The following is a 22,998-nucleotide window of genomic DNA, read 5'->3' on the forward strand; positions in this document are numbered from 1 at the left end:
GTAGGCGTACGCCTCACGTCCGGGCCGACGCCGCCCGCTGCTCGTCGGCCGCGAGGCCGGGGTGCACGCGCACGCAGTCCCGGCCGCCGTGCTTGGCGTCGTAGAGGGCGGAGTCCGCCGCGTCGACGAGCATGTCGGGCGCCGCGGTCGGGGACCGGGTCGCCGCGACGCCGATGCTGACCGTCCGCGCGTGCGGGGCACCGTCCGCCGCCGCGCCCGGACGTGGCTCGGCGCACCGGGCGCGGACCGTCTCCGCGACGGCGGCCGCCTCCGCGGTGCCGGCGCCGGGCAGCACCACGAGGAACTCCTCGCCGCCCCAGCGGCCCACGAGGGCGTCCTCGGGCGTGACCTCGCAGAGCAGCCGCGCGAGGGACACCAGGGCCTCGTCGCCCGCGCGGTGACCCCACCGGTCGTTGACCTGCTTGAAGTGGTCGACGTCCACCATGAGCACCGCGACCGGTGCACCGTCCTCGTGCGACGCGGCCATCGCCTCGGCCAGGCCGACCATCAGGCGGCGACGGTTCAGCAGCCCTGTCAGCGGGTCGCGCGACGCCTGCTCGGCCAGGTCGGCCCGGAGCACCTCGATCGTGCGCAGCTGCTCCCCCAGGCGCTCGTTCGCTGCCGCGAGCTCGCGCCGCTGCTCGTTGGCCTCCGTGACGTCCCGCCCCACCAGCACCACCCCGAGGTCGACCCCGCGGTTGTCCACCAGCCGCGACGAGCTCAGCTGGAGCTCGACCGTCCGGTCGTGGCCCTGCACGACGCGGTTCACGTCCCCGCACCCGGCGAGCAGGTCGCTCACGTCGAACCCGCCGAGCGCCGACGAGGCCGACGACCCGAGGAGTGTCGCCGGCCCGCCCGGGTTCATCGACCGGACGAACCGGTCCGCCGCGGGGTTGACATCGAGGATGCGTCCGTCCGGGCTGATCACGATGACGTACTCGCCGATGCGGTCCACCACGAGGGCGCGCGCGACCGGGGCGAACGCGATGAGGTCCTGCCGGAAGATCGCCCAGGCCATGATCGCCCCGGTCGCGGCGAACCCGAGGGGCGTGGGCTGCGTCAGGCCCGGGAGCGCACCGGCGATGCTCAGCACGTTCACCGCCACGGGCACGAGCGACGCGAGCAGCACGCTGAGGTGCTGGCGACGGAAGACCTGCGGCGCCTTCCGCCACCCGACCGCGAGCGTGACCATGCCCACGAGCAGGAGCCCGTAGCTGTAGGCGGTGTGCGCCCAGAACGCCGGACCGTGCTCCCACAGCTGCGGGGTCGCGAGCTCGTGCGTCCCGGGCCCGTGGTACAGCAGGCGGTGCCACGGGTTCGTCGCGGCCACCGCGGTCACGAGCACGGGCTCGATGGCGAGCAGCGCGAGCAGGCGGCGGCTCGGGGACCAGTCGGCGATCGCCACGCTGCGCGCGAGGACCGTGAAGGACAGGACGAGGAAGCCGATGCCCGGGTAGACGACGAGACTCGTGACCGCGGTGACGACCTCGGGGGCGTCGCCGGCCTGGAGCGCCGCGACCACCGACCACCAGCCGGCACCGACCGCGACCGCCGCGAGCGACGTCGCCGTCACGACCCGCCCGACGCGGTTGCGCCAGGCGTAGACCGCGACGGTGATGCACAGGATCGCCGACGCGGCGTACACGGACGCGACGAGCGGACCCATACCCACCTTCCCGGCGCTGCGCGGCCCGGTGGGCCCCGTCGACCTGCACCATCGGCAGCCGGGACGCAAAGGCAAGCCGTCGGCCGACCGTACGGTCAGGATCATTCGTCCGAGTGCGCTCAGGCCCCGGCGACCTCGTCGTCGGCCTCGTCGCGCTCGTCGTCGTCCGCGGGCTCGACCCGCACCGGCCGGGCGGGTGCGCGCGAGCCGTCGCCCGGCGGGGGCGCGCGCCGGACGAGGTTGCGCCCGTGGTCCTTCGCCTCGTACAGCGCCCGGTCGGCGGCGAGGAGCAGGTCCGTGACGGTCCCGCCGCTGACCGGGTACGCGGCGACGCCGGCGCTCAGCGTGCACCGCACGACGCGCTCGCCGCTCCCGAGCGGCTCGGCCTCGCACCGGCGCCGCAGCGTCTCGGCGAGCACAGCCCCCTCCGTCAGGTCGGCGCCCGGCACGACGACCACGAACTCCTCGCCGCCCCAGCGCGCCGCGAGCGCACCCGTGGGCACGCACTCGCGCAGCCGCTGCGCCATCGCGATGAGCACCGCGTCCCCGGTGAGGTGACCGTGCTCGTCGTTCACGCGCTTGAACCGGTCGAGGTCGAGCACCACGACGGCGAGCGGCTCCCCCGCGCCGGCGGCCGCGTCGAGCATCGGGCCGAAGCGGTCCATGAGGTGCCGCCGGTTGTGCAGGTCGGTGAGCGGGTCGCGCACCGCCTGCTCGGCGAGGTCGCTGCGGAGCCGCTCGATCGTCGCGAGCTGCTCGACGAGCCGGGCCCGCTGCGCGTTGACCTCGGTCACGTCGCGCGCGACGAGCACCGTGCCGATCTCCCGGCCGCGCCCGTCGACCAGCGGCGACGCGCGCACCTCGAGGTCGACGGGCGTCCCGGCGACCGTGAGCGTGAGGTGCGCGGGCTCGTCCTCCGCGGCGATCAGCCGGCCCTCGGCGTCGAACAGGCCCCAGCACGACATCACGACCCGCGCGGGCATCCCGATGAGCTGCGTGGTGCCGAGCCGCGGGCCGGCGGTCGCGACGAGCAGCTTGAGCGCCGCCGGGTTCGCGTCGATCAGGCGCCCGTCGGGGCTGAGCGCGATCACCGGGTCGCTGATCCGCTCGATGAGCACGTCGCGCGCGACGGGCGCGAAGGCGATGAAGTCCTGCCGGAACATCGCGTTCCCGATGACTCCGGCGGTGACCGCGAAGCCGAGCGGCGTCGGGTCACCCAGGTCGCCGAACGCGCCGGTGAGGTTGACGACGTTGACGAGGACCGGGACGACGGAGGCGAGCAGCAGGTGCCAGCGCTGGCGACGGAACGCCGGCGGCGCCGTCCACCAGCCGCGCGCGACGAACACGAGGCCCGCCGCGATGAGGACGTAGGAGTACAGCGCGTGCAGCCAGAACAGCGGGGCACGCTCCCACAGCACCGGGTCGCCGAGCGTCACCGCCGCGTGGCCGGAGTAGAACAGCGCGTGCCACGGGTTCGTCGCGGCGGCCACCGTCACCAGGATCGGTTCGACGCTCAGGCCCGCGAGCACCGCGCGGCTCGGCACCCACCCCGTCCCCGTCGCGCTGCGGCCGAGGCACGCGAACGCCCCGACGGCGACGGCGACACCGGGGAACGACGCGAGCGCGGCGACGGACTGCACGCGCGGGTCGAAGGGTCCGACGCTCACGGCGTCCGCGACGCTCCACCACGCCCCGGCGACGGCCAGCACCCCGAGCGAGGTCGCCGTCACGGTGCGCGGGCCCCGGCGCCGGAACGCGCCGACGGCGACCACGACGAAGACCGCGGCGGCGGCCAGGTAGACGAGCATGTGCACGACCGGGCTCACCTGGCTGCGCACCCCCCTCGCCCCCACGTGAGCGCTCACGCGCGCTCGGCCGCCGCACGCGACGGCGACCTGGGGCGGCCGCGCGTGCAGCTCGTCGTCCGCGGCACCCCGGCGGGGTACGCGCGGTCAGTGGTGCGATGGCTTCACACCGGTGTCCAGGTCATCGTCGCACCTCGTCCCAGGGTTGTGCGCCCGGCGATCGGGGGAGGCTCAGCGCCGTGCGACCGTCCCCACCGTGGCCGCGGCGGAGACGTCGCCGAGGACAACGGCGTCGATGAGCTGGCGTGCCCACGCGAGCAGCGCCTCGCCGTGCAGCGGCTTGCCACCGATGCGGGCCGTCGTCGGGAACGGCACGAGGATCGTGCGGATCGCCGGCTTGAGCACGGTGCCCGGGTAGAGCCGCTTGAGCCGCAGCTGCGCCGACTCGGGCAGCTCGACCGGCGCGAAGCGCACGAACTTCCCCTGCGCGGTCACGTCGCTCAGCCCGGCCGCCCGCACGACGGTGCGGAACGCCGCGACGTCGAAGAGGTTGTTCACCGCGTCCGGCACGGGGCCGTAGCGGTCCACGAGCTCGGCGCGGACCTCCCCGAGCGCCGCCTCGTCGACCGCCGCCGCGATCTTGCGGTACGCCTCGAGGCGCAGGCGCTCGTGCGCGATGTAGTCGTGCGGCAGGTGCGCGTCGACGGGCAGCTCGATCGTGACGTCGGGCAGCTCCTCCTCGACCTCGCCGCGGAAGCCCGCGACCGCCTCCCCGACCATCCGGATGTAGAGGTCGAACCCGACGCCCTCGATGTGCCCGGACTGCTCGCCGCCGAGCAGGTTGCCCGCGCCGCGGATCTCGAGGTCCTTCATCGCGATCGCCATGCCCGCGCCGAGGTCGGTGTTCGCCGCCATGGTCGCGAGCCGGTCGTGTGCGGTCTCGGTGAGCGGGCGCTCCGGCGGGTACAGGAAGTAGGCGTACGCCCGCTCGCGCCCACGGCCCACGCGCCCGCGCAGCTGGTGGAGCTGAGAGAGGCCGAGCAGGTCGGCGCGCTCGAGGATGAGCGTGTTCGCGTTGGAGATGTCGAGGCCCGTCTCGACGATCGTGGTGCAGACGAGCACGTCGAACTTCTTCTCCCAGAAGTCGACGATGACCTGCTCGAGCTGGTGCTCGGGCATCTTGCCGTGCCCGACGGCGACCCGCGCCTCCGGCACGAGCTCGTTGAGGCGCGACGCGACCCGCTCGATCGACTCGACGCGGTTGTGCACGTAGAACACCTGGCCCTCGCGCAGCAGCTCCCGGCGGATCGCCGCGGTGATCTGCTTCTCGTCGTACCCGCCGACGAACGTGAGCACCGGGTGGCGCTCCTCGGGCGGCGTGGCGAGCGTCGACATCTCGCGGATGCCCGTGACCGCCATCTCGAGGGTGCGCGGGATCGGGGTCGCGCTCATCGCGAGCACGTCCACGTTGGTCCGCAGGGCCTTGAGCGTCTCCTTGTGCTCGACGCCGAACCGCTGCTCCTCGTCGACGATCACGAGCCCGAGGTCCTTGAACCGGACCTCGCCCGTGATGAGCCGGTGCGTGCCGATGACGACGTCGATGCTGCCGTCGGCGAGGCCCTCGACGATCGCCTTGCTCTCGGCGGCGGTCTGGAAGCGCGAGAGCGCCTTCACGACGACGGGGAACGCCGAGTACCGCTCGGTGAAGGTGTCGAGGTGCTGCTGGACGAGCAGCGTCGTCGGGACGAGCACCGCGACCTGCTTGCCGTCCTGCACCGCCTTGAACGCCGCCCGCACCGCGATCTCGGTCTTGCCGTACCCGACGTCGCCGCACACGAGCCGGTCCATCGGGACCGCCTTCTCCATGTCGGCCTTGACCTCGTCGATCGTGGCGAGCTGGTCGGGGGTCTCGACGTACGCGAACGCGTCCTCGAGCTCGCGCTGCCACGGCGTGTCCGGCGCGAACGCGTGCCCGGGCGTCGCCATGCGCGCCGAGTACAGGCGGATGAGCTCGGCGGCGATCTCCTTGACGGCCTTGCGCGCGCGGCCCTTCGTCTTGGCCCAGTCGCCGCCGCCCATCTTGTTCAGGCTCGGCGCCTCGCCACCGACGTACTTGGTCACCTGGTCGAGCTGGTCCGTCGGCACGAACAGCCGGTCCCCCGGCTGGCCCCGCTTGCTCGACTGGTACTCGATGACCATGTACTCGCGGGTCGCGGCGGTCGACCCCGAGCCGATCGTGCGCTGCACGAGCTCGACGAAGCGCCCGACCCCGTGCTGCTCGTGCACGACGTGGTCGCCGGGGCGCAGCTGCAGCGGGTCGACGGTGTTGCGGCGGCGGGACGGCATCTTGCGCATGTCGCGCGTCGAGGTGCCGGTGCGCCCGGTCAGGTCCGACTCGGAGAACACCGCGAGCCGCAGGGCCTCCGCGACGAACCCCGGGCCGACGGGTGCGGGGACGACGAGCACCACGCCGCCCTCGGGCGGCTCGCCGATCGTCGGCACGAGCCGCGCGGGCACGTCGGCGGCCTTGAGCTGCTCGGTCATGCGCTGCGCGGGGCCGTGGCCCTCGGTCGCGAGCACGAGGTGCCAGCCTGCCCGCTGGAGCGCGCGCACGTCGGCGACGGCCCGGTCGACCTCGCCGCGGTACCGCTCGACGTCGCGCGCCGCCACGACGAGCGTCTCGCCCGCGCCGGTCAGCACGTCGCCGGTCGCGTGGTCGTCCGTGAGCCCCACGCGCTCCATGCGGTTGCCGGTCTCCTCGGCGCGCGCGACCCCCTCGGCGTCGAGCGTGAACGGGCTGAGCGTCCACCACCCGAGCCCGCGCACCGCCGCGAGCGCCCGCACCTCGGCGAACGAGGCGAACGACGCCGCGGACAGGTCGAGCGGCGTCGCCCCGCCCGCCGCCGCCGACGTCCACGCCGCCGCGAGGAACTCCTCGGTCGTGGCCACGAGGTCGTGCGCGCGCCGCCGGACCCGTTCGGGGTCGACGAGCACGAGCAGCGCGTCGTCGGGCACGAGGTCGAGCACCGGGACCATGCGCTCGACGAGCGCGGGCGCGAGGGACTCCATGCCCTCGACCGCGATGCCGTCGGCGAGCTTCTCGAGCATCTCCGCGGCGCCCGGCAGGCGGTCCATGAGGGCGATCGCGCGCCCCCGCACGTCGTCCGTGAGCAGGATCTCCCGGCACGGCGGAGCCCAGAGCCCGTGCGAGGCGATCTCGAGGCTGCGCTGGTCCGCGACGGAGAACCAGCGGATCTCCTCGACGTCCTCGCCCCAGAACTCGATGCGCAGCGGGTGGTCCTCCGTGGGCGGGAACACGTCGAGGATCCCGCCGCGCACCGCGAACTCGCCGCGCTTCTCGACCATGTCGACGCGCGCGTACGCCGCGCCGACGAGCCGGTCCGCGAGCTCGGCGAGGTCCGCCCGGTCGCCCACCGCGAGCGCGACGGGCTCGAGCTCCCCGAGACCGTCGACGACGGGCTGCAGCAGCGCGCGCACCGGCACCACGAGGACGCGGATCGGGCCGGTCAGGCCCTCGTCGTCGGACGGGTGCGCGAGCCGGCGGAAGACCGCGAGCCGCCGCGCGACCGTGTCGCTGCGGGGCGAGAGCCGCTCGTGCGGGAGCGTCTCCCACGCGGGCAGCACCGCGACCGCGTCGTCGGGCAGGTAGCAGCGCAGGGACGCGGCGAGCTCGTCGGCGTCGCGCCCCGTCGCCGTGACCACCACGAGCGGGCGCCCCGCGACTCCCCCGGCCGGCCCGGCCGCGCCCGGCTCGCCCGCGGCGCGCGCACCCGCGAGCGCCGCGAGCAGCGGCGGACGCACGCCCGCGGGGCCGACGACGTCAACCTCTCCCCGCGAGCGGACGAGCTCGACGGCGCGCGCGGCGTTCGGGTCGGCGAGGAGGGCGGGCAGCAGGCCGGTGAGGTTCATGGTTCCCTTCGCAGGCGCTCCCGCGGCCGCCGGGACGACGCGGCAACGAGGGCACGACAGCACAGGCGCCCCGGAACCGTGCGGTCCCGGGGTCGTCGTGCTGGAAGTCTACGAGCCGCGTCCCACACGCACACGGCGGCCGGGCGGTCCGGGCGCTCAGGCCTGGCTGAGCACCCCGGACCCGAGCACGGGGAGCGCCGGGGCCTCGACCGGCGGCCCGTCGGCCGGCGGGGCGACCCCGTCGAGGCGCGCGAGCGCACGGCGCAGCGCGGTGCTCGACGTGTGCGCGGTGTACGGGAAGTAGTGCACCTCGACGCCGACCGCCGCGAAGTCGCGCTCGAGCTTGTCGCCCTTGGGCGTCCCACGCCAGTCGTCACCCTTGAAGATGACGTCGAAGCCGACCGAGCGCCACGTGTCGACCTTGTCGGGCACGACCTCGGCGACGACCTGGTCGACGAACGAGATGTGCCGGACGATCTCCATGCGCTCGGCGAGCGGCACGACGGGCCGCGAGCCCTTGGTGAGCTCGAGCATCTCGTCGGAGACGACGCCCGCGATCAGGTGGTCGCAGTGCTGCTTGGCGAGCCGCAGGATGTTGAGGTGACCGACGTGGAACAGGTCGTACGCACCCGGTGCGTAGCCGATACGTGCCATGCCTGGTCCCCCGGTCCGTGAAGTGGTGGCGGGGTCGCGAGAGCGGCCCGGCCGGCGTCGTCGCAGCGCCACGATATCGACGCAAACGGGCATTGACGACACACCGGGAGGTAATTCACCCGCGCGGCCTCGACCGTCCGGGTGGGCGGGGAGCCTCGGGCACCTGGCGCTGTGTCACGATGGAACGGTTGCCCGGGGCGCAGCCCCAGGTGGACGCACGCACCCGGGACGTGGGCACCGCGAGACGGGCCCGACGCCCCCACCGGCCGCAGCTGCCCCGACGAAGGACGGTCGATGGAACCGAGCGAGTACCTGTCGATCCTGCGACGGAACTGGCTGCTGCTCGTGGTCGCCGCCGTCCTCGGCTTCGGTGGCGGGTACGCGTACGCGCAGACGGTCCCGCCGAGCTACCGGGCGAAGGCCAGCGTCTTCATCGCCGTCCCGCCCGGCGCGACCGTCGGCGAGGACGTCCAGGGCTCGACGTTCGTGCAGAACACCGTCCCGAGCCTCGCGCGCCTCGCCGTGCAGCCCGTGGTGCTCGAGAAGGTCATCGACGACCTCGACCTCGGCACGACCGCCGGCTCGCTCGCCAAGACGATCACCGTCGAGAGCCCGCTGGACACCTCGATCCTCGAGATCTCCGTGGTGAGCGGCGAGGCCGAGCGCTCCGCCGCGATCGCCAACGGGGTCGCGGACCAGCTCCCGGCGTCGGTCGCCGAGCTCATGGGCGAGCGCGACGCCGACCGCCCGGCCATCCAGATCACCACGACGGGTCCCGCGACGCCGCCGGCGTACGCGTTCTCCCCCAACACGAAGCTGCTCGCCGCGACCGGGATGCTCCTCGGGCTCGCCGCGGCCGTCGTCTTCCTGCTCGGCCGCCGGATCGTCGACACGCGCATCCGCAGCGTCCGGGACCTGCGCCGGGTGACCGACGCCGCGGTGCTCAGCGTCGTGCGCTGGGAGCGCCGCGACGTCGAGGACCGTCTCGTGGTCCGCGACCGCCCGCAGAGCGACCGCGCGGAGGCGTTCCGCCGCCTGCGCACCAACCTGCGCTTCCTCAACCTGCGCGGCTCGGGGCGGACCATCGTCGTGACGTCGTCGCTGCCCGGCGAGGGCAAGTCCGTCACGACGATCAACCTCGCGATGGCCATGGCGGAGGGCTCCTCGCGGATCCTGCTCGTCGACGCCGACCTGCGCCGGCCGTCGGTCTCCCGGATGCTCGGGCTCGAGGGCGCGGTCGGCCTGACCACCGTGCTCATCGGCGACGCGCAGCTCGAGGAGGTCGTCCAGCCGTTCGGCGACGGCACGCTCGACGTGCTGGCCGCCGGCCAGATCCCGCCCAACCCGAGCGAGCTGCTCGACTCGGACTCGATGGTCGAGCTGCTGCGCGAGGCCGCCCTGCGCTACGACGTCGTGCTGCTCGACTCCGCACCCCTGCTCCCGGTGACCGACGCGGCCGTGCTCGCACGGCTCACCGACGGGGCGCTGCTCGTGGTCGGCTGCCGCAAGGCGCACCGCCACCAGGTCACCGAGGCCCTCACCTCGCTCGAGACGGTCGCCGCGCGGATCCTCGGCATCGTGCTCAACCAGGTCTCCTCGAAGGAGTCCGGCGCGGCGTACGTGTACGGGTCGGTGCCCGGTGGGGACACCCGGCCGCAGGAGCGCCGCCGCCGCGGGGTGCGCCGCACGGCCAGGCCCGACGCGTCCCGGCCGCTGCACGCCGCCGCCGGACGCCCGCCGACGCGGCCGGCGCCGCTCCCGGCCCCCGTCCCGGCTCCCGCCCCCGCTCTCGCGGACCGCCCCGCCCCCGCCGTGCCCGACGTGGCGGCCGCCCCGCGCTTCGTCGGTCCGAGCCTGCCCGAGGCCCTGCGCGCGATGGAGGAGGCCGCCGGCGCGGCCGACCGCCCGCCCGCCGCGTGGCTGCCGGTCGCGGCGCGCCCCGGGGAGGTCCGCTCCGAGGAGACGCCCGCCGCGGAGCCCGTGGACGCCTCGACGACGCGCGCGCTGCCGGAGGTCTCGGCGGCTCCGGCCGGTCCCGCCGCTCCCGGCGCTGCGTCCGCTCCCGGCGCTGCGTCCGCTCCCAACGCTGCGTCCGCTCCCGGCCCTGCCGCCGCTCCTCGGGCTGCGGCCGCTCCTGCAGCCTCGACCGCTCAGGCGGCACCCGCCGCTCCGGCGCCGGCGCCCGGTGCCGCGCCCCAGGGGCGTCCGGCGTCCGGCGTCGACACCGCCCGGGCCGACGCCCGGCAGCCCGGTGCCGCTCCTGCGGCGTCCGTGTCCGCGTCCGCCCCCGTACCGAAGCCCGCGCCCGCGGCGTCGACCTCCGCGTCGCCGGCGGACCCGCAGGGCGCGCCGCCCTCCCCGCACGACGTGGCCACGGTTCCCGCGGACTCCTGACGCGGCACGCCCCGCTCGACCGGGCGTCGGTCGACCGGGCGACCGGTCGACCGGTCGTCGGCCGTCGGTCGTCGGTCGTCGGTCGCCGGTCGTCGGTCGGGAGCCCATCACCTCGGGTGCGCGGTGCCGACCGGTCGGGAGCGACAGGCGAGGGCCCCCTCGCGCCGCCCTCAGCAGCGGCGCCCAGGGGTCGACGCCGACCGCTCGGCAGCGACGCTCCTGGGCACCCGCCCGAGTCGCCCACGGGAGCGTCCGCGAGCGTCGCCCCCAGGCGTCGCCCACAGGCGTCGGCCTTGCGGCCGGTCAGCCGACGCGCTCGAGCAGCAGCACCGCGGTGCGGTTCCCCTGCCACTCGTCGACGACCTCGAACCCGAGGCTCTCGAGCCCGGTGCGCTCCGCGCCGTCCACGGCCAGCCCGGCGTCGGCCACGAGCCACACCCGGGTCGCGCCCAGGAGCTCCGCGCGCTGCTCCTCGACGGTGCTGCTGCGGTCCCACACCTCGCCCTCGGGGTCCGCGGTCGGCAGCCGCGTGGGGTCCTCGAGCCCGTCGAACGCGTCGGGGTAGGTCTGCGCGATCGCGCGCGCCGAGGACGTCGCGTCGCCGTTCGCGTTGAGCAGGTCCGTGTAGACCACGGCGTCACCGGCGCGCGCGGACGCCTCGAGGTGCCGCACCGCGGGCGCCCAGTCCGAGAGGTCCTTCGCCGTGGTGCGGCGCTCCGAGGCGTACGACGGCACCGCGAGCAGCACGACGAGGGCCAGCGCGGCGGCCACCTGGGTGCGGCCGCGCAGCAGCATCAGGGCCCCGCCGACGAGCAGCGCGAGGGCCGGCACGGTGAACGCGAGGTACTTCGGGGTGTACACCGGCGAGGCGACGACCGAGTAGGCCAGCACGCCGAGAGTCGGGACGACGAGCCACGGCAGCGCGACGACGACCGGCGACAGCGCGAGGGCGTCGCGCCCGGAGCGGACGGCTCGCAGGAGCACCAGCGCGACCGCGGCCCAGCACACCAGGGCCAGCGGGAGGGAGAGCAGCCCGTCGGTGCCGAAGGCCTGCTCGACGACGACGCCGCGCAGCGAGCGCAGCCCTGGCTCGGGGATCCACGACACCTGGCCCGTCTGGCCCGCGGAGCGCACGAGCACCGGCGCGGCGAGCACCCCGCCCAGCACTGCGGCACCGACGAACCGGACGGTCGCCGCACGGCCGGGCCGCGCGAGGAGCACGGTGATCGCGTGGGCGACGACCAGCAGCCCGAGGAAGACCCACAGCGACGCCCCGACGCCGACGAGCACCGCGTACACGGCCCACCAGCGGAGCGTCCCACGGCGCAGCGCCGTCACGAGCGCGACCGTGGCCCAGACCGCGGCCGCGGCGACGAGCGCCCCCGACCGTGCCTCGGTCGCGAGCCACGTCGTGCGCGGGAGCACGGCGACGACGACCCCGGCGAGCAGCCCGAGCCGGGCCCCGCCGAGCGACCGTCCGAGCACGACGGTCCCGGCCGCCACGAGGCCCACGCCGACCGCGCTCAGAGCCCGGGCGGCGAGCAGGGACGGCCCCCACACGTCGAGCCAGAGGTGCAGCGCGCCGTAGTAGACGCCGTGCACGGCGTCCATCTCGTCGAGGTAGCGGCCGAGCGCCGCCCAGCTGCGCGTCGCGGCCGAGAGGCTCGCCGCCTCGTCCCGCCAGCCCGAGGGCACCCACGACCCGACGAACCCCAGCAGCGCCGCGCCGACGCCGACGAGCACCGGCACCAGCCAGCCGCGGGCCGCGGGCTCCGGCCCCTCCCCCGGGCTCGTCCGCGGCGCCGACTCGTCGGCCTCCGGGACGCGCGTCGTCATCGCGGGGCGCCGGCCGGGACCGACGGGCGGGCGGGCGCGCGGTGCGTGAGGCGCTCGAACCCCCAGCGGGTGACGCGCCCCATCGCCTCGACGACGATGTCCCGGCTCATCTTCGACTCGCCGCGCTCGCGCTCGACGAACATGACGGGCACCTCGACGACGCGCATGCCCGCGTGGTGCGCCCGGCGCACGAGGTCGATCTGGAAGCAGTAGCCCTGGCTCTCGATGCCGTCCGCGACGATGCGCCGCAGGGAGTCCGCGCGGTACGCGCGGTAGCCGGCGGTCGCGTCCCGGACGGGGATGCCGCACATCACGCGCGCGTAGATGCTGCCGCCCTGCGAGAGCAGCTTGCGGTGCAGCGGCCAGTTGACGACCGAGCCGCCCCGGACCCAGCGCGAGCCGATGACGAGGTCCGCGGACCGCTCGTCGAGGGCCTCGAGCAGGGAGGGCAGCTGCTCGGGCAGGTGCGAGCCGTCCGCGTCCATCTCGACGACCACCCCGTACCCGCGCTCGAACGCCCACGCGAACGCGGCGAGGTACGCCGCCCCGAGCCCGGCCTTGCTCGTGCGGTGCATGACGTGCACGTGCGGGTCGGCGGCCGCGAGCGCGTCGGCGAGGTCGCCGGTGCCGTCGGGCGAGCCGTCGTCGACCACGAGCACGTGAGCGCCCGGGACCGCGGCGCGGACACGGCCGACGATGTCCTCGATGTTGAGGCGCTCGTTGTAGGTGGGTATGGCCACGAGCGGGGTCCCGGCATGCGTGCCGGTGACGCCCGCCTCCCCCTCGGCAGGCTCGGACAGCATCGTCGACTCCCTCGTTCCCCGTTGCGTCGGCGGTGCGCGACACGTCGTGCCGGCCGCGGGGACCATGTCCCGTTCGTCACCCTAGCCGCGGGGAACCTCGGCCCGACACCGTCGACCGGGTGAGGTTTGTCCGATTCGCCCACCCCATCGGCCGAGGCCGGGCACCGCCGCGAGGGGGGAGAATGGGGGCGCACGGGACGGGGAGACATGGACACGAGCGACGAGCACGAGCACGAGGCCGTGCGCCGCATCCGGCGCGCCCGGACGACGACGCAGCGGGACGACGCGTGACCGCGCCCGCCGCCACGCCCGTCGGCGCACCCGTCGCGGGGCCGCGTCGCCCGCGGCCGCGCTCGGTCGTGCACGCCGACGTGGCCCAGCCCGGTGTCCAGCTCAACCGGTGGATCGCCGTCGCGGCCCTCCTGCTCACCGGGCTGCGCATCCGCCTCGGCCAGGAGCTCGTCCCCGGGATCCTCGTGGCGGTGGCGCTCCTGCCGGTGTGGCTCCCGGCGCTGCGGCGGTTCGCCGGCGCGCGGCTCGTCGTGGGCCTCGGCGCTCTCGCGCTGCTCAACGGTGTGTGGCTGAGTATGTGGTCCGCGGCGGACCACACGGTGAGCCAGGGGCTGGCCACCGGCGCCTCGCTGCTGCTCCTCGGCATCCTCGGCGGCGTCGGAGTCGTCCTGTGGGCGCGGACCGTGCTGCCCGACGCGTGGGTCGGCATCTGGCTGGGGCTCGGCGCGCTCGCCTCCGAGCTCGCGAGCCCGGGCGGGTGGGGCGGGAATCCCTGGAAGTTCGCTCTCGCGGTCCCCGTGTCGATCGTCGTGCTGTCCGCGGTGCGCCTCTCGCGCCGCCGCTTCGTCGACGTCGCCGCCCTCGTCGTGCTGGCGCTGTTCTCGGCGACGCAGGACTCGCGGTCCGCGTTCGCGATCTACCTCGTCGCGGCCGCGCTGCTGCTGTGGCAGACGGTGCCGGCAGCGGTCGAGGCCCAGGGCAGCTCGTGGCGCCGGCGCGGACGGATCCTGCTCGTGATGGGCGCCGTCGTGGCGGCGACCTACAACCTCGGCGTCGCGCTCGTGCTCGACGGGCACCTCGGGGAGTCGGCCCAGCAGCGCACCCTCGCCCAGGTCCGCACGTCCGGCTCGCTGCTGCTCGGCGGACGGCCGGAGCTCGCCGCGACCGCCGCGCTCATGCGCGAGCGCCCCCTCGGCTTCGGCCCCGGGACGCTGCCCAGCCCGCGCGACGTCGTGACGGCCAAGGAGGGCATGGCCGCGATCCACTACGACCCCGACAACGGGTACGTCGAGCGGTTCATGTTCGGCACCCAGTTCCGGCTGCACTCGGTGGTGGGCGACCTCTGGGCGGCGTTCGGCATCGCGGGCGCCGCGCTCGCGCTCGCCGTGCTCGTCCTCGTCGTGCTCGCGCTCGCCGGCGCCCTGACGGCGAAGCAGGCGAGCGGCGTGACGGTCTGGCTCACGTTCCTCGTCGTGTGGGACCTGCTGTTCGGCCCGCTCTACGCGTCGGCGCCGGCGCTCGTCGCGGCGCTCGGGCTCGCGCTGCTGCGCACCGAGCCGCCCGCCGCGGAGCCACCGCCCGCGGCGCCCCCGGGAGCGGCGGCGCGCGCGTACTCGCCGTAGGTCCGCCCGGCGACGCCCGCGAGCACGCCCCAGCCGCTCGCCGCCCGGACCTCGCCGCGGGCCCGGCGCACGAGCGAGCGGGTCAGGGTGCCCGTGAGCGCCTGCGCGGCGCCGAGCGCCCCGAGCGCGGCCCCGCGGGTGACGAGCGAGAGCCGCGCCCGCGCACGCCCCGGCAGGCTCGGCTGCAGGGCGAGGTGCACACGGCTCCACGTCGTGCCCGTGCGGTAGGAGCGGCGCAGCACCCACGCACGCGTCGCACGGTCCGCCGGCACCGGGTCGTCGACCACGGCCTCCGCGCACCAGCGCACAGTCTCGCCCCGGGCGCCGAGCATCCGGGTCAGCATCGTGTCCTCGCCGCCGCTCGTGCCGAAGCGCTCGTCGAAGCGGAGCCCGAGCCGGCGCAGCACGCGCAGGTCGAGCAGCAGGTTGTTCGTCGCGGCGCCCGGCACCACGGCACCGGTCACCCGGGTCGCGCGCGGGGCGAAGAACGCGCTCGCCCGCACCCACGGGTCGACGGGCTCCGCGAGCCGCTTGACCGCGGGGCCCGCGACCGCCGCGCACCCCCACTGCGACCACGCGTCGACGAGGTGGGCGAGCCAGCCGTCCCGCGGCAGCTCGTCGTCGTCGACGAAGACGAGGACGTCGCTCGCGGCGCTCTCGTCGAGCGCCCGGTTGCGCACGGCGGCCAGGCCCGGCCGCGGTTCGTGGCGGTACTCGACGCGACCGGCCCAGTCCCCGACGACGAGGTCGCGGGCGCTCGCGTCGGGGTCGTTGTCGACGACGAGCACCCGCACCTCGCTCGCGAGAGCCTCCGCCTGCGGGACGACCCGGCTCAGCGTGCTCGCGAGCGTCACGGGGCGGCGGAACGTCGCCACGGCGACGGTCACCGACGGGCCGGTGCCGCGGCCGGGCGCCGCGCCCTGCGACGTCAGTGCGAGCTCGCCGGCTCGGGCGCGGCGGGCCGCGCGTACTCCGTGTAGACGCTCCCCGCGAGCCCCGAGAGCACTCCGGCGCCCCGCGCGAGGGTCCGGCGTCCCCGGGCCTTCTGCGCGGCGGACCGCGTGACGAGCCCGAGGGCGGTGCGGGTGGCCCCGACCGCGACCCGGACGCCGCCGAGCGCGAGCAGCGACACCCGGGTGCGGAGCCGTGCGGCGGGCGACCCGGCGACGACGAGGCTCACGCGGGTCCACGTGTTCCCGGCCCGGTAGGCGCGCTGCAGGACCCACGCGCGCGTCACCCGGCTCGGGGGCACGACGTCGGTGACCACGGCCTCGTCGCACCAGACCATGCGCAGACCGCGCGCCGCCGCCTGCCGGGTGAACAGCGAGTCGCTGCCGCCCGTGAGGCCGAAGCGGGCGTCGAAGCGCAGCCCGGACGCGGCGACCTGGCGCATGTCGAGCAGCAGGTTGTTCGTCGCCGCGAGGGTCACCGCGGTCCCGGTCGGCAGGCGGCGCCGGTCGAAGAACCGGCCGGCACGCACCCACGGGTCGGGCTGCACGACGTACTCCGAGACCACCGGTCCCACGACCGCGAGCGGCCGGTCCACGAGGTACTGCTCGACGAGCCGGCGCAGCCATCCCTCGCTCGGGCGCTCGTCGTCGTCGATGAAGACCAGGAGGTCGTCGCCGGCGGCCTCGTCGAGCGCGCGGTTGCGTCCGTGCGCGATGCCGGGCTGCGGCTCGTGCACGTACCGCGCACCGACCACCTCCTCGACGACGTCCCGGCCCCCGGCCGCGGGGTCGTTGTCCACGACGACCACGCGGGCCCGGGGCCCCAGCTCGGCGGCCTGCGCGACGAGCGTCGGCAGCACCGCGCGCAGGTCGTCGGGCCGCAGGTAGGTGAGCACCGCCACCGTGACCGACAGGTCTGCCGCCGACGGCTCCCCCGCGCCCGCCCCCAGGGGCCGTGCGCCGCCGCCATCCTCGTGCGTCACTGCGCCGGACCTGCCCACAGGTCGCGGATGCCGACCGTCGCGGGCAGCGTCGTGGACGAGCCCGAGAGGTAGGAGTGCAGCCCGATCGAGCCGGGCACCTGCAGGGCCGCCGTGGCGTCGGTCGTCGTGAGCTGCCACGCGGTGGGCTCGGCCGTCCCGTCGCGCCAGACCTTCGCGCGGACCGTCGTCGGTGCCGTCCCGGTGACCTGCAGGCGGACCCGCAGCGGCTGGCCGGCGACCGAGGTCACGCCGGCCACGTCGGCCGCCGTCAGGGTGGTCGCGCCGCGCTGGAGCTGCAGCGTGACCTTGCCGCCCGGCCAGAGCCGCAGGCGTGCGCGGTAGTCGTTGGTCGCGTCGACGCGGCGCCCGAGCACCGACACGTACGTGCCGCCGCCCGTGGGCTCCTGGTCGGGGACCACGGCCACCGTGACCTCGGTGTTCGTCGAGGACACCCCGTTGAGGTAGTTCACGACGTTGGCGCCCGCCGCGGCCATGCGGTGCGTGCCCGTCCCGGCGGCGACCGAGAAGCCCGAGGCTGCGGTCGTGGGCGTCCACGTGCCGCCGGTGGCCGCGTTGCCCCAGCCGTTGGCGACGGTCCGGTCGAACGCGTCGCGGGCCAGGTCGGTGACCACGGGCGGGTCGGTGACGGTCACCTGGGCGGTCCGCTGGTGCGTCGCGCCCTTGTTGTCCGTGACCGTCAGGGTGACCGGGTACGTCCCCGCGGCGAGGTAGGCGTGCGTCGCCGTCGCGCCCGTCGCCGTGCCGCCGTCGCCGAACGTCCAGGCGTACGCGGCGACCGTGCCGTCCGGGTCGGACGACGTCGAGCCGTCGACCGCGACCGAGAGGTCGGAGGTGGTCGACGTGAACGCCGCGACCGGGGGCACGTTCGGCGGCGGGTCGGTGACCGTGACCTGCTGGCTGGTCGACGCGCTGTCGCCCTTGTCGTCGGTCACCGTGAGCGTCACCGTGTACTCGCCGCCCACGGTGTACGGGTGGGTCGCCGTGGCGCCGGTCGCCGTGCCACCGTCACCGAAGCTCCACGCGTAGGCCGCGACGGTGCCGTCGGAGTCGGTCGAGGCCGACCCGTCGACCGTGACCGTGCGCTCGCCCGGCGTCGCCGTGAAGGCCGGGACCGGCAGGGAGTTGGCCGGCGTGGTGCCGCTGCCGAGCGTGAAGTGCTCGCGCACCTCGTCGTCGGTGAGCGCCCGGCCGTAGACGGCGACCTCGTCGACACGGGCGGCCAGGTAGGCCGGGGTCCCGTTCCACGAGCTGTCGCCACCGACGCGCCAGTAGCCGGCGTAGGTCTGCGCCCGCGCCTCGCCGTTGGAGCCGACGAGCACGCCGTCGACGTACAGGCGCATCCCGGCCGCGGACTGCGACGCCACCAGGTGGTGCCACGCGCCGTCGTTGTACGCCGCGGGCGACGTGATCTCGACCTGGGTGCCCGGGTAGACGCCGAACGTGAGCCGGCCGGTCGCGTCGAGGAAGACGTGGCGGTCGTAGCTCGCGGACAGCCCGCTCGAGGCGCTGCCGAAGCCGACGAGCTTGCCGCCCGTGGTCGACGTCGTGCTGAACCACAGCTCCTGCGTGAACGCCGACGGGCTCACGAACTGCACGTTGCTGCCCATGGTGTCGTTGACGCCGTCGAACCGCGCGGAGGTGTTCGTCGTGCCGACGACGCCCGACGGCTGCCCGAGCACGACGCCGTTGCGGTAGGCGCCCGTGATGTTGCGCACGCCCGAGTCCGCAGCCGTCGTGCCGGACGTCTCGCCCAGCCGCCAGTACAGGTCCGGGGAGTCCGCGTGGACCGCCTGGCCGTACGCGTCGGTCGGGGCGGGAGGAAGGGTCGACGCACGGCCCGACAGGACGTAGTGGCTGTCGATCTCGGCCGCGGTCAGCGGGCGGTCGTAGACGGCGACGTCGTCGATGGAGCCGTTGAAGTTGCGTCCGCCGGACCAGGTCGAGTCCCCGCCGATGCGCCAGTAGCCGTCGAAGGCCAGCGCGCTGACGGTGTCGGCGCGGCTCGCGACACGCTTGCCGTCGACGTACAGGGACATGCCGTCGGCACCGAGCGTGCCGGAGACGTGGTGCCACTGCCCGTCGTTGAGCGCCGTCGGCGACTGCACGGTGCGCGTCGTGCCCGGGAACGCCCCGAAGAGCACCTGGCCCGACGTGTTCATGTACAGGTTCCGGTCGTGGCGCGTGCTGTTGCCGCTCGCGAGGTTGCCGAAGCCGACGATCTTGCCGCCGGCGCGCGTGGTCGTCTTGAACCACGCCTCGACGGTGAACGCGTCGCGGCCCATCTGCGCACGCTGCGACGCCACGCGACCGGTGTCAGTTCCGTCGAACGTCGACGCGGTGTCCGGGTCGCCCCCGAGCGCACCTGCGGTGCCGCGGGTGACCCCGGCGAGCGCGGTGCCGGGGTTGAAGCCGGCCCAGTCGCGCACGGTGTCGCCGGACGCCTCGCCGAGCCGCCAGAACGAGCGGGCGCCGTCGTCGAGGACCTTCTGGGCGTACGGCGTCAGGGTGCCGTCCGTCGCGACGGTCACGGTGACGAAGTCGGAGTACTGCACGTTGTTGAACGCGTCACGGGCCGAGACCCGGTACTGCTGGGTGCTGCCCGGGGCCGCGGTCGTGTCGACGAAGCCCAGCTGCGGCAGGTTCCAGAACTTCGCGCTCACGACCTGCTCGTTGATGACCGTGGTCCCGCGGTGCACGCGGTACGTCAGCGTCTCGTTGTCACGGTCGAAGTTGGCGTTCCAGGCGATCCGGACCTCGCCGGCCTCGAGCGACTGCGCCGAGACGGGGAAGGTCGTGGAGTACAGGCGCGGGCCCTGCTTGTTCGGCGCGATGCTCTTCTTGGCCATGCGCACGAGGCCCTGCTGGCGCGTGCCGTTGACGTGCGTGAACTCGCCGCCGTAGACGACGTAGTCGCCGTTCCCGGTGACCGTCCACGTGGCCTGGCTGGCACCCGTGAAATTCGACGGCGTGAATGCCGGGAAGTACGTCAGCAGGCTCGGGCCGGGGTTTCCCTCGTACTGGAAGTAGCTGCTGTAGAGGTTGCGCCCCACGGGGCCCGTCACGAAGTTCGTGAACGCGTTCGCGTAGTACGCCGTCCAGGGCTCCGTCTGCGGGTACCCGTCGACGGTCGCGCAGTAGTGCGGGTGCCCGACGGTGTAGGTCACGTCACCGCTCGGGTAGACGTCGTAGCTGTCGCCGTGGCAGTCCTCGACCCAGCGCAGGTTGCCTTCCCAGTCGGCGGAGAACGTGCCCTCGAGGTTGCCGCCGGCGCCGTAGACGTAACCGGTTCCGTAGAAGCCGCGCGCGTCGCCGGCCAGGCTGTAGATCGACGCGTTCTCGCCGCCGTTGCGGACCAGGCCGTTGACGGCGAGGGGCAGCGAGGCGCCCGTGCTCGCGTCGAGGCGGGCGAGCCCGTAGCCCGGGGTGCCCGAGCCGTCGACCGCGGTGAAGCTGCCGCCGATGACCACGGTCGAGCGGTCCGGGGAGATCGCGATCGCGGCGACCTGGCCGTCGGCCGGTGTCGCGGCGAACGGCGTCGCCAGGCCCGTCGTCGCGTCGAGCTGCGCGACGCGGACGCGGTCCGCGGAGCCCGCCTGCGAGAAGATCCCGCCGATGTAGACCGAGGTGTTCGTCGCCTCGACGACCGCGACCCGGGCGTTGACCACGGGCGCGAAGCTCTGCAGCGCACCGGTCGCGGCGTCGAACGCGGCGATGCGGTAGCGCGTCGCGCCGTTCACCTGGGTGAACTCGCCGCCCACGTACAGCCGCGTGCCGTCCGGCGAGGCGGACAGGCTGCGGGCCTGCGCGTTGAGCGTCGGCGCGAAGCTCGTGATGAGCGCACCCGTCGTGAGGTCGTACGCGAGGAGGTTCGAGCGGGGGACGGTGCTCGTCCCGGGCGCCGCACCCGCGGGCCGCGCGGTCGTGAAGCTGCCGGCCACGTACACGCGGTTGCCGACGATCTCCTGGTCCCACACGACGCCGTCGATCTGGACGGTGGGCAGGCCGTCCGCGGCGACCGTCTCGGGGACGACCGGGTCGGCGGGCGCGGTGTCGGCCGCAGCCGGCTGCGCGGCGACGGCGACCACGCCGGCCGCCATCACGAGAGAGGTCAGGCCGGCGGCGAGCCGACGACCGAGGTGAACGTGCTGGCGCATGGGGTCCTCGATTGCCACGAAAAACGTCGACAGGGGGTTTTGCGGTCGCGGAGGACCGATTCGTAGGATATCCGCGCGAACCGGACACCCTGGGCTGCCGACCGGGTGAAAGTCGGCGCAAACGGGTGCGTTCAGGAGGGCGTCGGGGCCGTGGAGTCGAGAACGGCGGCGCCGGGCACGGAGTACACCTCGACGCGCGTGGTCGTGGCGCCCGCCGGGAGCAGGAACACGTAGGTGCCCGTGACGTCGGCGCGCGCGGCGACCGAGGACGGCAGCGGGCTCGAGCCCGAGCCGCTCAGCTGGATGCCGGGGGTCTGCGCCTCACCGAAGTACGCGTTGACGACCGCGCCCACGAGCGAGAGACCGGCGTCGGAGCCGTTGGCCACGCGCACGGTGAACCGGACGGAGGGCCCGTCGATCTCCCCGGGCCCGTCACCGTCGCCCTGGATGGCCTCGAGCGCGTCGACCGTGACGGTGACGCGCGGCGCGACCTCCGCGGTCTCGCCGACGGCCGAGGACACGGTGCTGGGCGAGGGCGCCGCGGCGGGTGGGGCGTCGACGGGGGCCGCCGCGTCGGGTGCCGCCGTCGCGGCCTCCTCCGAGCCCTCGGTCGTGGCGCCCGCGACGACGGGCGACTGCGAGGCCGACGGGGACACGGACGGCGAGGCCGTCGGGCTCGCCGTCGGCGACGCCGCGGCGCCGGGCTCACCGGCGCCGGCGCGCACGACCGCCCACACGACGAGCGCCACGACGACCACGGCGACGAGCGCGGCGGCGACGAGCCGGTTGCGGGGACCCAGCCGGGCCCAGGGCCCCGCCGGGGTGGTGGGTGTCTCGCTCATCGCAGCGCCTCCGAGTCGGCAGGGACGGACGCGGGGGCGCCGTCGAGGGCGACCGGCCGGCGCCGGGCACGGCGCGGGCCGGGGACGCGGCGCGCGCGCAGGTCGTGGCACAGCTGCTCGTAGCCGTCGGCCACGCGGTCCCAGTCGTAGGCGTCGGCGCGCAGCCGCAGGCCGGCTGCGCGAGCGGCGGTGCCGGCGGCGTCCCGCTCGGACTCCTCGACCGCCGCCGCGACGCCGGCCGCGTCGGCGAAGAACCGGCCGTCCGCGCCGAGCACCTCGCGGTTGAAGCTCACGTCGAACGCGGTGACCGCGGTGCCGGCCCCGATCGCCCGCAGGAGCGAGGGGTTCGTGCCGCCGACCGAGTGGCCGTGCAGGTACGTCCGGGCGTGCGCGTACAGCTCGTCGAGCTGGTCCTGGTCCCACACCGGCCCGACGAGGCGCACCCGGCCGTCCGCGAGCCCGCGCACCCGCGCGGTGTACGCGTCGGAGTACGGGGCGCCGCCGACGACGACGAGGGGCAGCGTCGCGCCGCTGCGCACGTAGCCCTCGACGATCAGGTCGACGTGGTTCTCGGGCTCGAAGCGGGCGACGACGAGGTGGTAGCCGTCGGGCTCGAGGTCCAGCGCACGCAGCCGCTCGGAGCCCAGGCCGTCGAGCCGCGGGGCACCGTAGGTCAGCAGCGTCGTCTCGACCGCGAACGCGTCGCGGTAGTACTGCGCGATGCCCTCCGCGTCGGCGATGAGCGCGTCCGACCAGCGCACCGAGAGGCTCTCCGCGGCGCGGTAGTACCGGCGTCCGTTGGGGCCCCACTTCGCGCGCTTCCACTCGAGGCCGTCGACGTGCGTCGCGACCGGGATCCGCGCGGCGCGCACCACGGGCAGCCACGGGGAGTTCGCGGCGTTGAAGACGATCGCGGCGTCGACCCGGTGCGCCGCGAGGTGCAGCACCGACAGGCCCGTGTGCGAGAGCGTCTCGAGCGAGCGCGTGCGCACCGCGGGCAGGTGCACGAGGCGCATCCCGGCGTACGTGGGCGCCGCCTCCTCGCCCGTCGAGCGGCAGTAGACCGTGACCTCGTGCCCGCGCGCGGCGAGCCGGCGACCGACCTCGTCGACGGCCGTCTCGAAGCCGCCGTAGCGCGCCGGTACGCCGCGCGTCCCGACGAGCGCGATCCGCAGGCTGGTCCTTGCCGTCACGACACTCCCCCTCGTGCTGCCCCACCGCGGCTGACGTGCAGCCGTCCGGCCCGCGGGTGGCGGGGCGGGCGCGGCCCGCACCTGCGGGATCCGGCTCTGTGGCCGACGGTCGGCCCTCGATCGTCAGCGAAAG

At 75.2% G+C, this 22,998-nt stretch carries 12 protein-coding genes; 1 reads left to right on the forward strand and 11 read right to left on the reverse strand.

Going from position 1 to position 22,998, the window contains the following annotated elements; genetic code table 11:
* Positions 1 to 13: 13 nt before the first annotated feature.
* The 4 genes from ACWFNE_RS18110 to ACWFNE_RS18125 form a co-directional block, all read right to left on the reverse strand.
* A complete protein-coding gene (locus tag ACWFNE_RS18110) occupies positions 14 to 1,666 on the reverse strand; it encodes a histidine kinase N-terminal 7TM domain-containing protein (RefSeq protein WP_452123814.1) in 1,653 nt (550 codons plus the stop codon).
* 119 nt (positions 1,667 to 1,785) lie between these two features.
* Positions 1,786 to 3,531, reverse strand: coding sequence for a diguanylate cyclase (locus ACWFNE_RS18115; protein ID WP_452123815.1), 1,746 nt, complete (start codon positions 3,529 to 3,531; stop codon positions 1,786 to 1,788).
* A gap of 171 nt (positions 3,532 to 3,702) precedes the next feature.
* Positions 3,703 to 7,401: a transcription-repair coupling factor gene (gene mfd, locus ACWFNE_RS18120; protein WP_452123816.1), complete on the reverse strand. Its 3,699-nt coding sequence runs from the start codon at positions 7,399 to 7,401 to the stop codon at positions 3,703 to 3,705.
* Between the two features lie 156 nt (positions 7,402 to 7,557).
* A complete protein-coding gene (locus ACWFNE_RS18125) occupies positions 7,558 to 8,055 on the reverse strand; it encodes an adenylyltransferase/cytidyltransferase family protein (protein ID WP_452123817.1) in 498 nt (165 codons plus the stop codon).
* Positions 8,056 to 8,349: 294 nt separating this feature from the next.
* Between ACWFNE_RS18125 and ACWFNE_RS18130 the strand changes: the two genes are divergently transcribed.
* Positions 8,350 to 10,449: a polysaccharide biosynthesis tyrosine autokinase gene (locus ACWFNE_RS18130; protein ID WP_452123818.1), complete on the forward strand. Its 2,100-nt coding sequence runs from the start codon at positions 8,350 to 8,352 to the stop codon at positions 10,447 to 10,449.
* Between the two features lie 303 nt (positions 10,450 to 10,752).
* On the opposite strand, the gene ACWFNE_RS18135 is transcribed toward ACWFNE_RS18130, so the two are convergent.
* From ACWFNE_RS18135 to ACWFNE_RS18165, 7 genes are all read right to left on the reverse strand, one after another.
* Positions 10,753 to 12,285: a glycosyltransferase family 39 protein gene (locus tag ACWFNE_RS18135; protein WP_452123819.1), complete on the reverse strand. Its 1,533-nt coding sequence runs from the start codon at positions 12,283 to 12,285 to the stop codon at positions 10,753 to 10,755.
* Positions 12,282 to 13,088: a polyprenol monophosphomannose synthase gene (locus ACWFNE_RS18140; RefSeq protein ID WP_452123820.1), complete on the reverse strand. Its 807-nt coding sequence runs from the start codon at positions 13,086 to 13,088 to the stop codon at positions 12,282 to 12,284. Before ACWFNE_RS18140 ends, ACWFNE_RS18135 begins: the two co-directional genes overlap by 4 nt.
* A 1,510-nt stretch (positions 13,089 to 14,598) precedes the next feature.
* Positions 14,599 to 15,609: a glycosyltransferase family 2 protein gene (locus ACWFNE_RS18145; RefSeq protein WP_452123821.1), complete on the reverse strand. Its 1,011-nt coding sequence runs from the start codon at positions 15,607 to 15,609 to the stop codon at positions 14,599 to 14,601.
* Positions 15,610 to 15,650: 41 nt separating this feature from the next.
* Positions 15,651 to 16,655 carry a glycosyltransferase family 2 protein gene (locus ACWFNE_RS18150; protein ID WP_452123822.1) on the reverse strand — a complete coding sequence of 335 codons (1,005 nt, stop codon included), beginning with the start codon at positions 16,653 to 16,655 and terminating at the stop codon, positions 15,651 to 15,653.
* Positions 16,652 to 20,830 (reverse strand): LamG-like jellyroll fold domain-containing protein, encoded by a 4,179-nt coding sequence (locus ACWFNE_RS18155; RefSeq protein WP_452123823.1) that lies wholly within the window; start codon positions 20,828 to 20,830, stop codon positions 16,652 to 16,654. Before ACWFNE_RS18155 ends, ACWFNE_RS18150 begins: the two co-directional genes overlap by 4 nt.
* Positions 20,831 to 20,961: 131 nt before the next feature.
* The gene (locus ACWFNE_RS18160; RefSeq protein WP_452123824.1) at positions 20,962 to 21,672 is read right to left on the reverse strand and encodes a hypothetical protein; all 711 of its coding nucleotides are present in this window, start codon (positions 21,670 to 21,672) and stop codon (positions 20,962 to 20,964) included.
* Entirely contained in the window at positions 21,669 to 22,865 is a 1,197-nt protein-coding gene (locus ACWFNE_RS18165) for a DUF1972 domain-containing protein (protein WP_452123825.1), read from the reverse strand. The genes ACWFNE_RS18160 and ACWFNE_RS18165 overlap by 4 nt, the downstream gene beginning before the upstream one ends.
* Positions 22,866 to 22,998: the final 133 nt, after the last annotated feature.

It is taken from the genome of Cellulomonas sp. NPDC055163, from assembly GCF_053607065.1.

Excerpts from the sequence above, each read along its gene's own strand:
- ACWFNE_RS18125 (WP_452123817.1), bottom strand. The coding sequence starts at position 8,055 with ATGGCACGTATCGGCTACGCACCGGGTGCGTACGACCTGTTCCACGTC.
- ACWFNE_RS18140 (WP_452123820.1), bottom strand. The coding sequence starts at position 13,088 with ATGCTGTCCGAGCCTGCCGAGGGGGAGGCGGGCGTCACCGGCACGCAT.
- ACWFNE_RS18110 (WP_452123814.1), bottom strand. The coding sequence starts at position 1,666 with ATGGGTCCGCTCGTCGCGTCCGTGTACGCCGCGTCGGCGATCCTGTGC.
- ACWFNE_RS18135 (WP_452123819.1), bottom strand. The coding sequence starts at position 12,285 with ATGACGACGCGCGTCCCGGAGGCCGACGAGTCGGCGCCGCGGACGAGC.
- ACWFNE_RS18155 (WP_452123823.1), bottom strand. The coding sequence starts at position 20,830 with ATGCGCCAGCACGTTCACCTCGGTCGTCGGCTCGCCGCCGGCCTGACC.
- mfd (WP_452123816.1), bottom strand. The coding sequence starts at position 7,401 with ATGAACCTCACCGGCCTGCTGCCCGCCCTCCTCGCCGACCCGAACGCC.
- ACWFNE_RS18130 (WP_452123818.1), top strand. The coding sequence starts at position 8,350 with ATGGAACCGAGCGAGTACCTGTCGATCCTGCGACGGAACTGGCTGCTG.
- ACWFNE_RS18160 (WP_452123824.1), bottom strand. The coding sequence starts at position 21,672 with ATGAGCGAGACACCCACCACCCCGGCGGGGCCCTGGGCCCGGCTGGGT.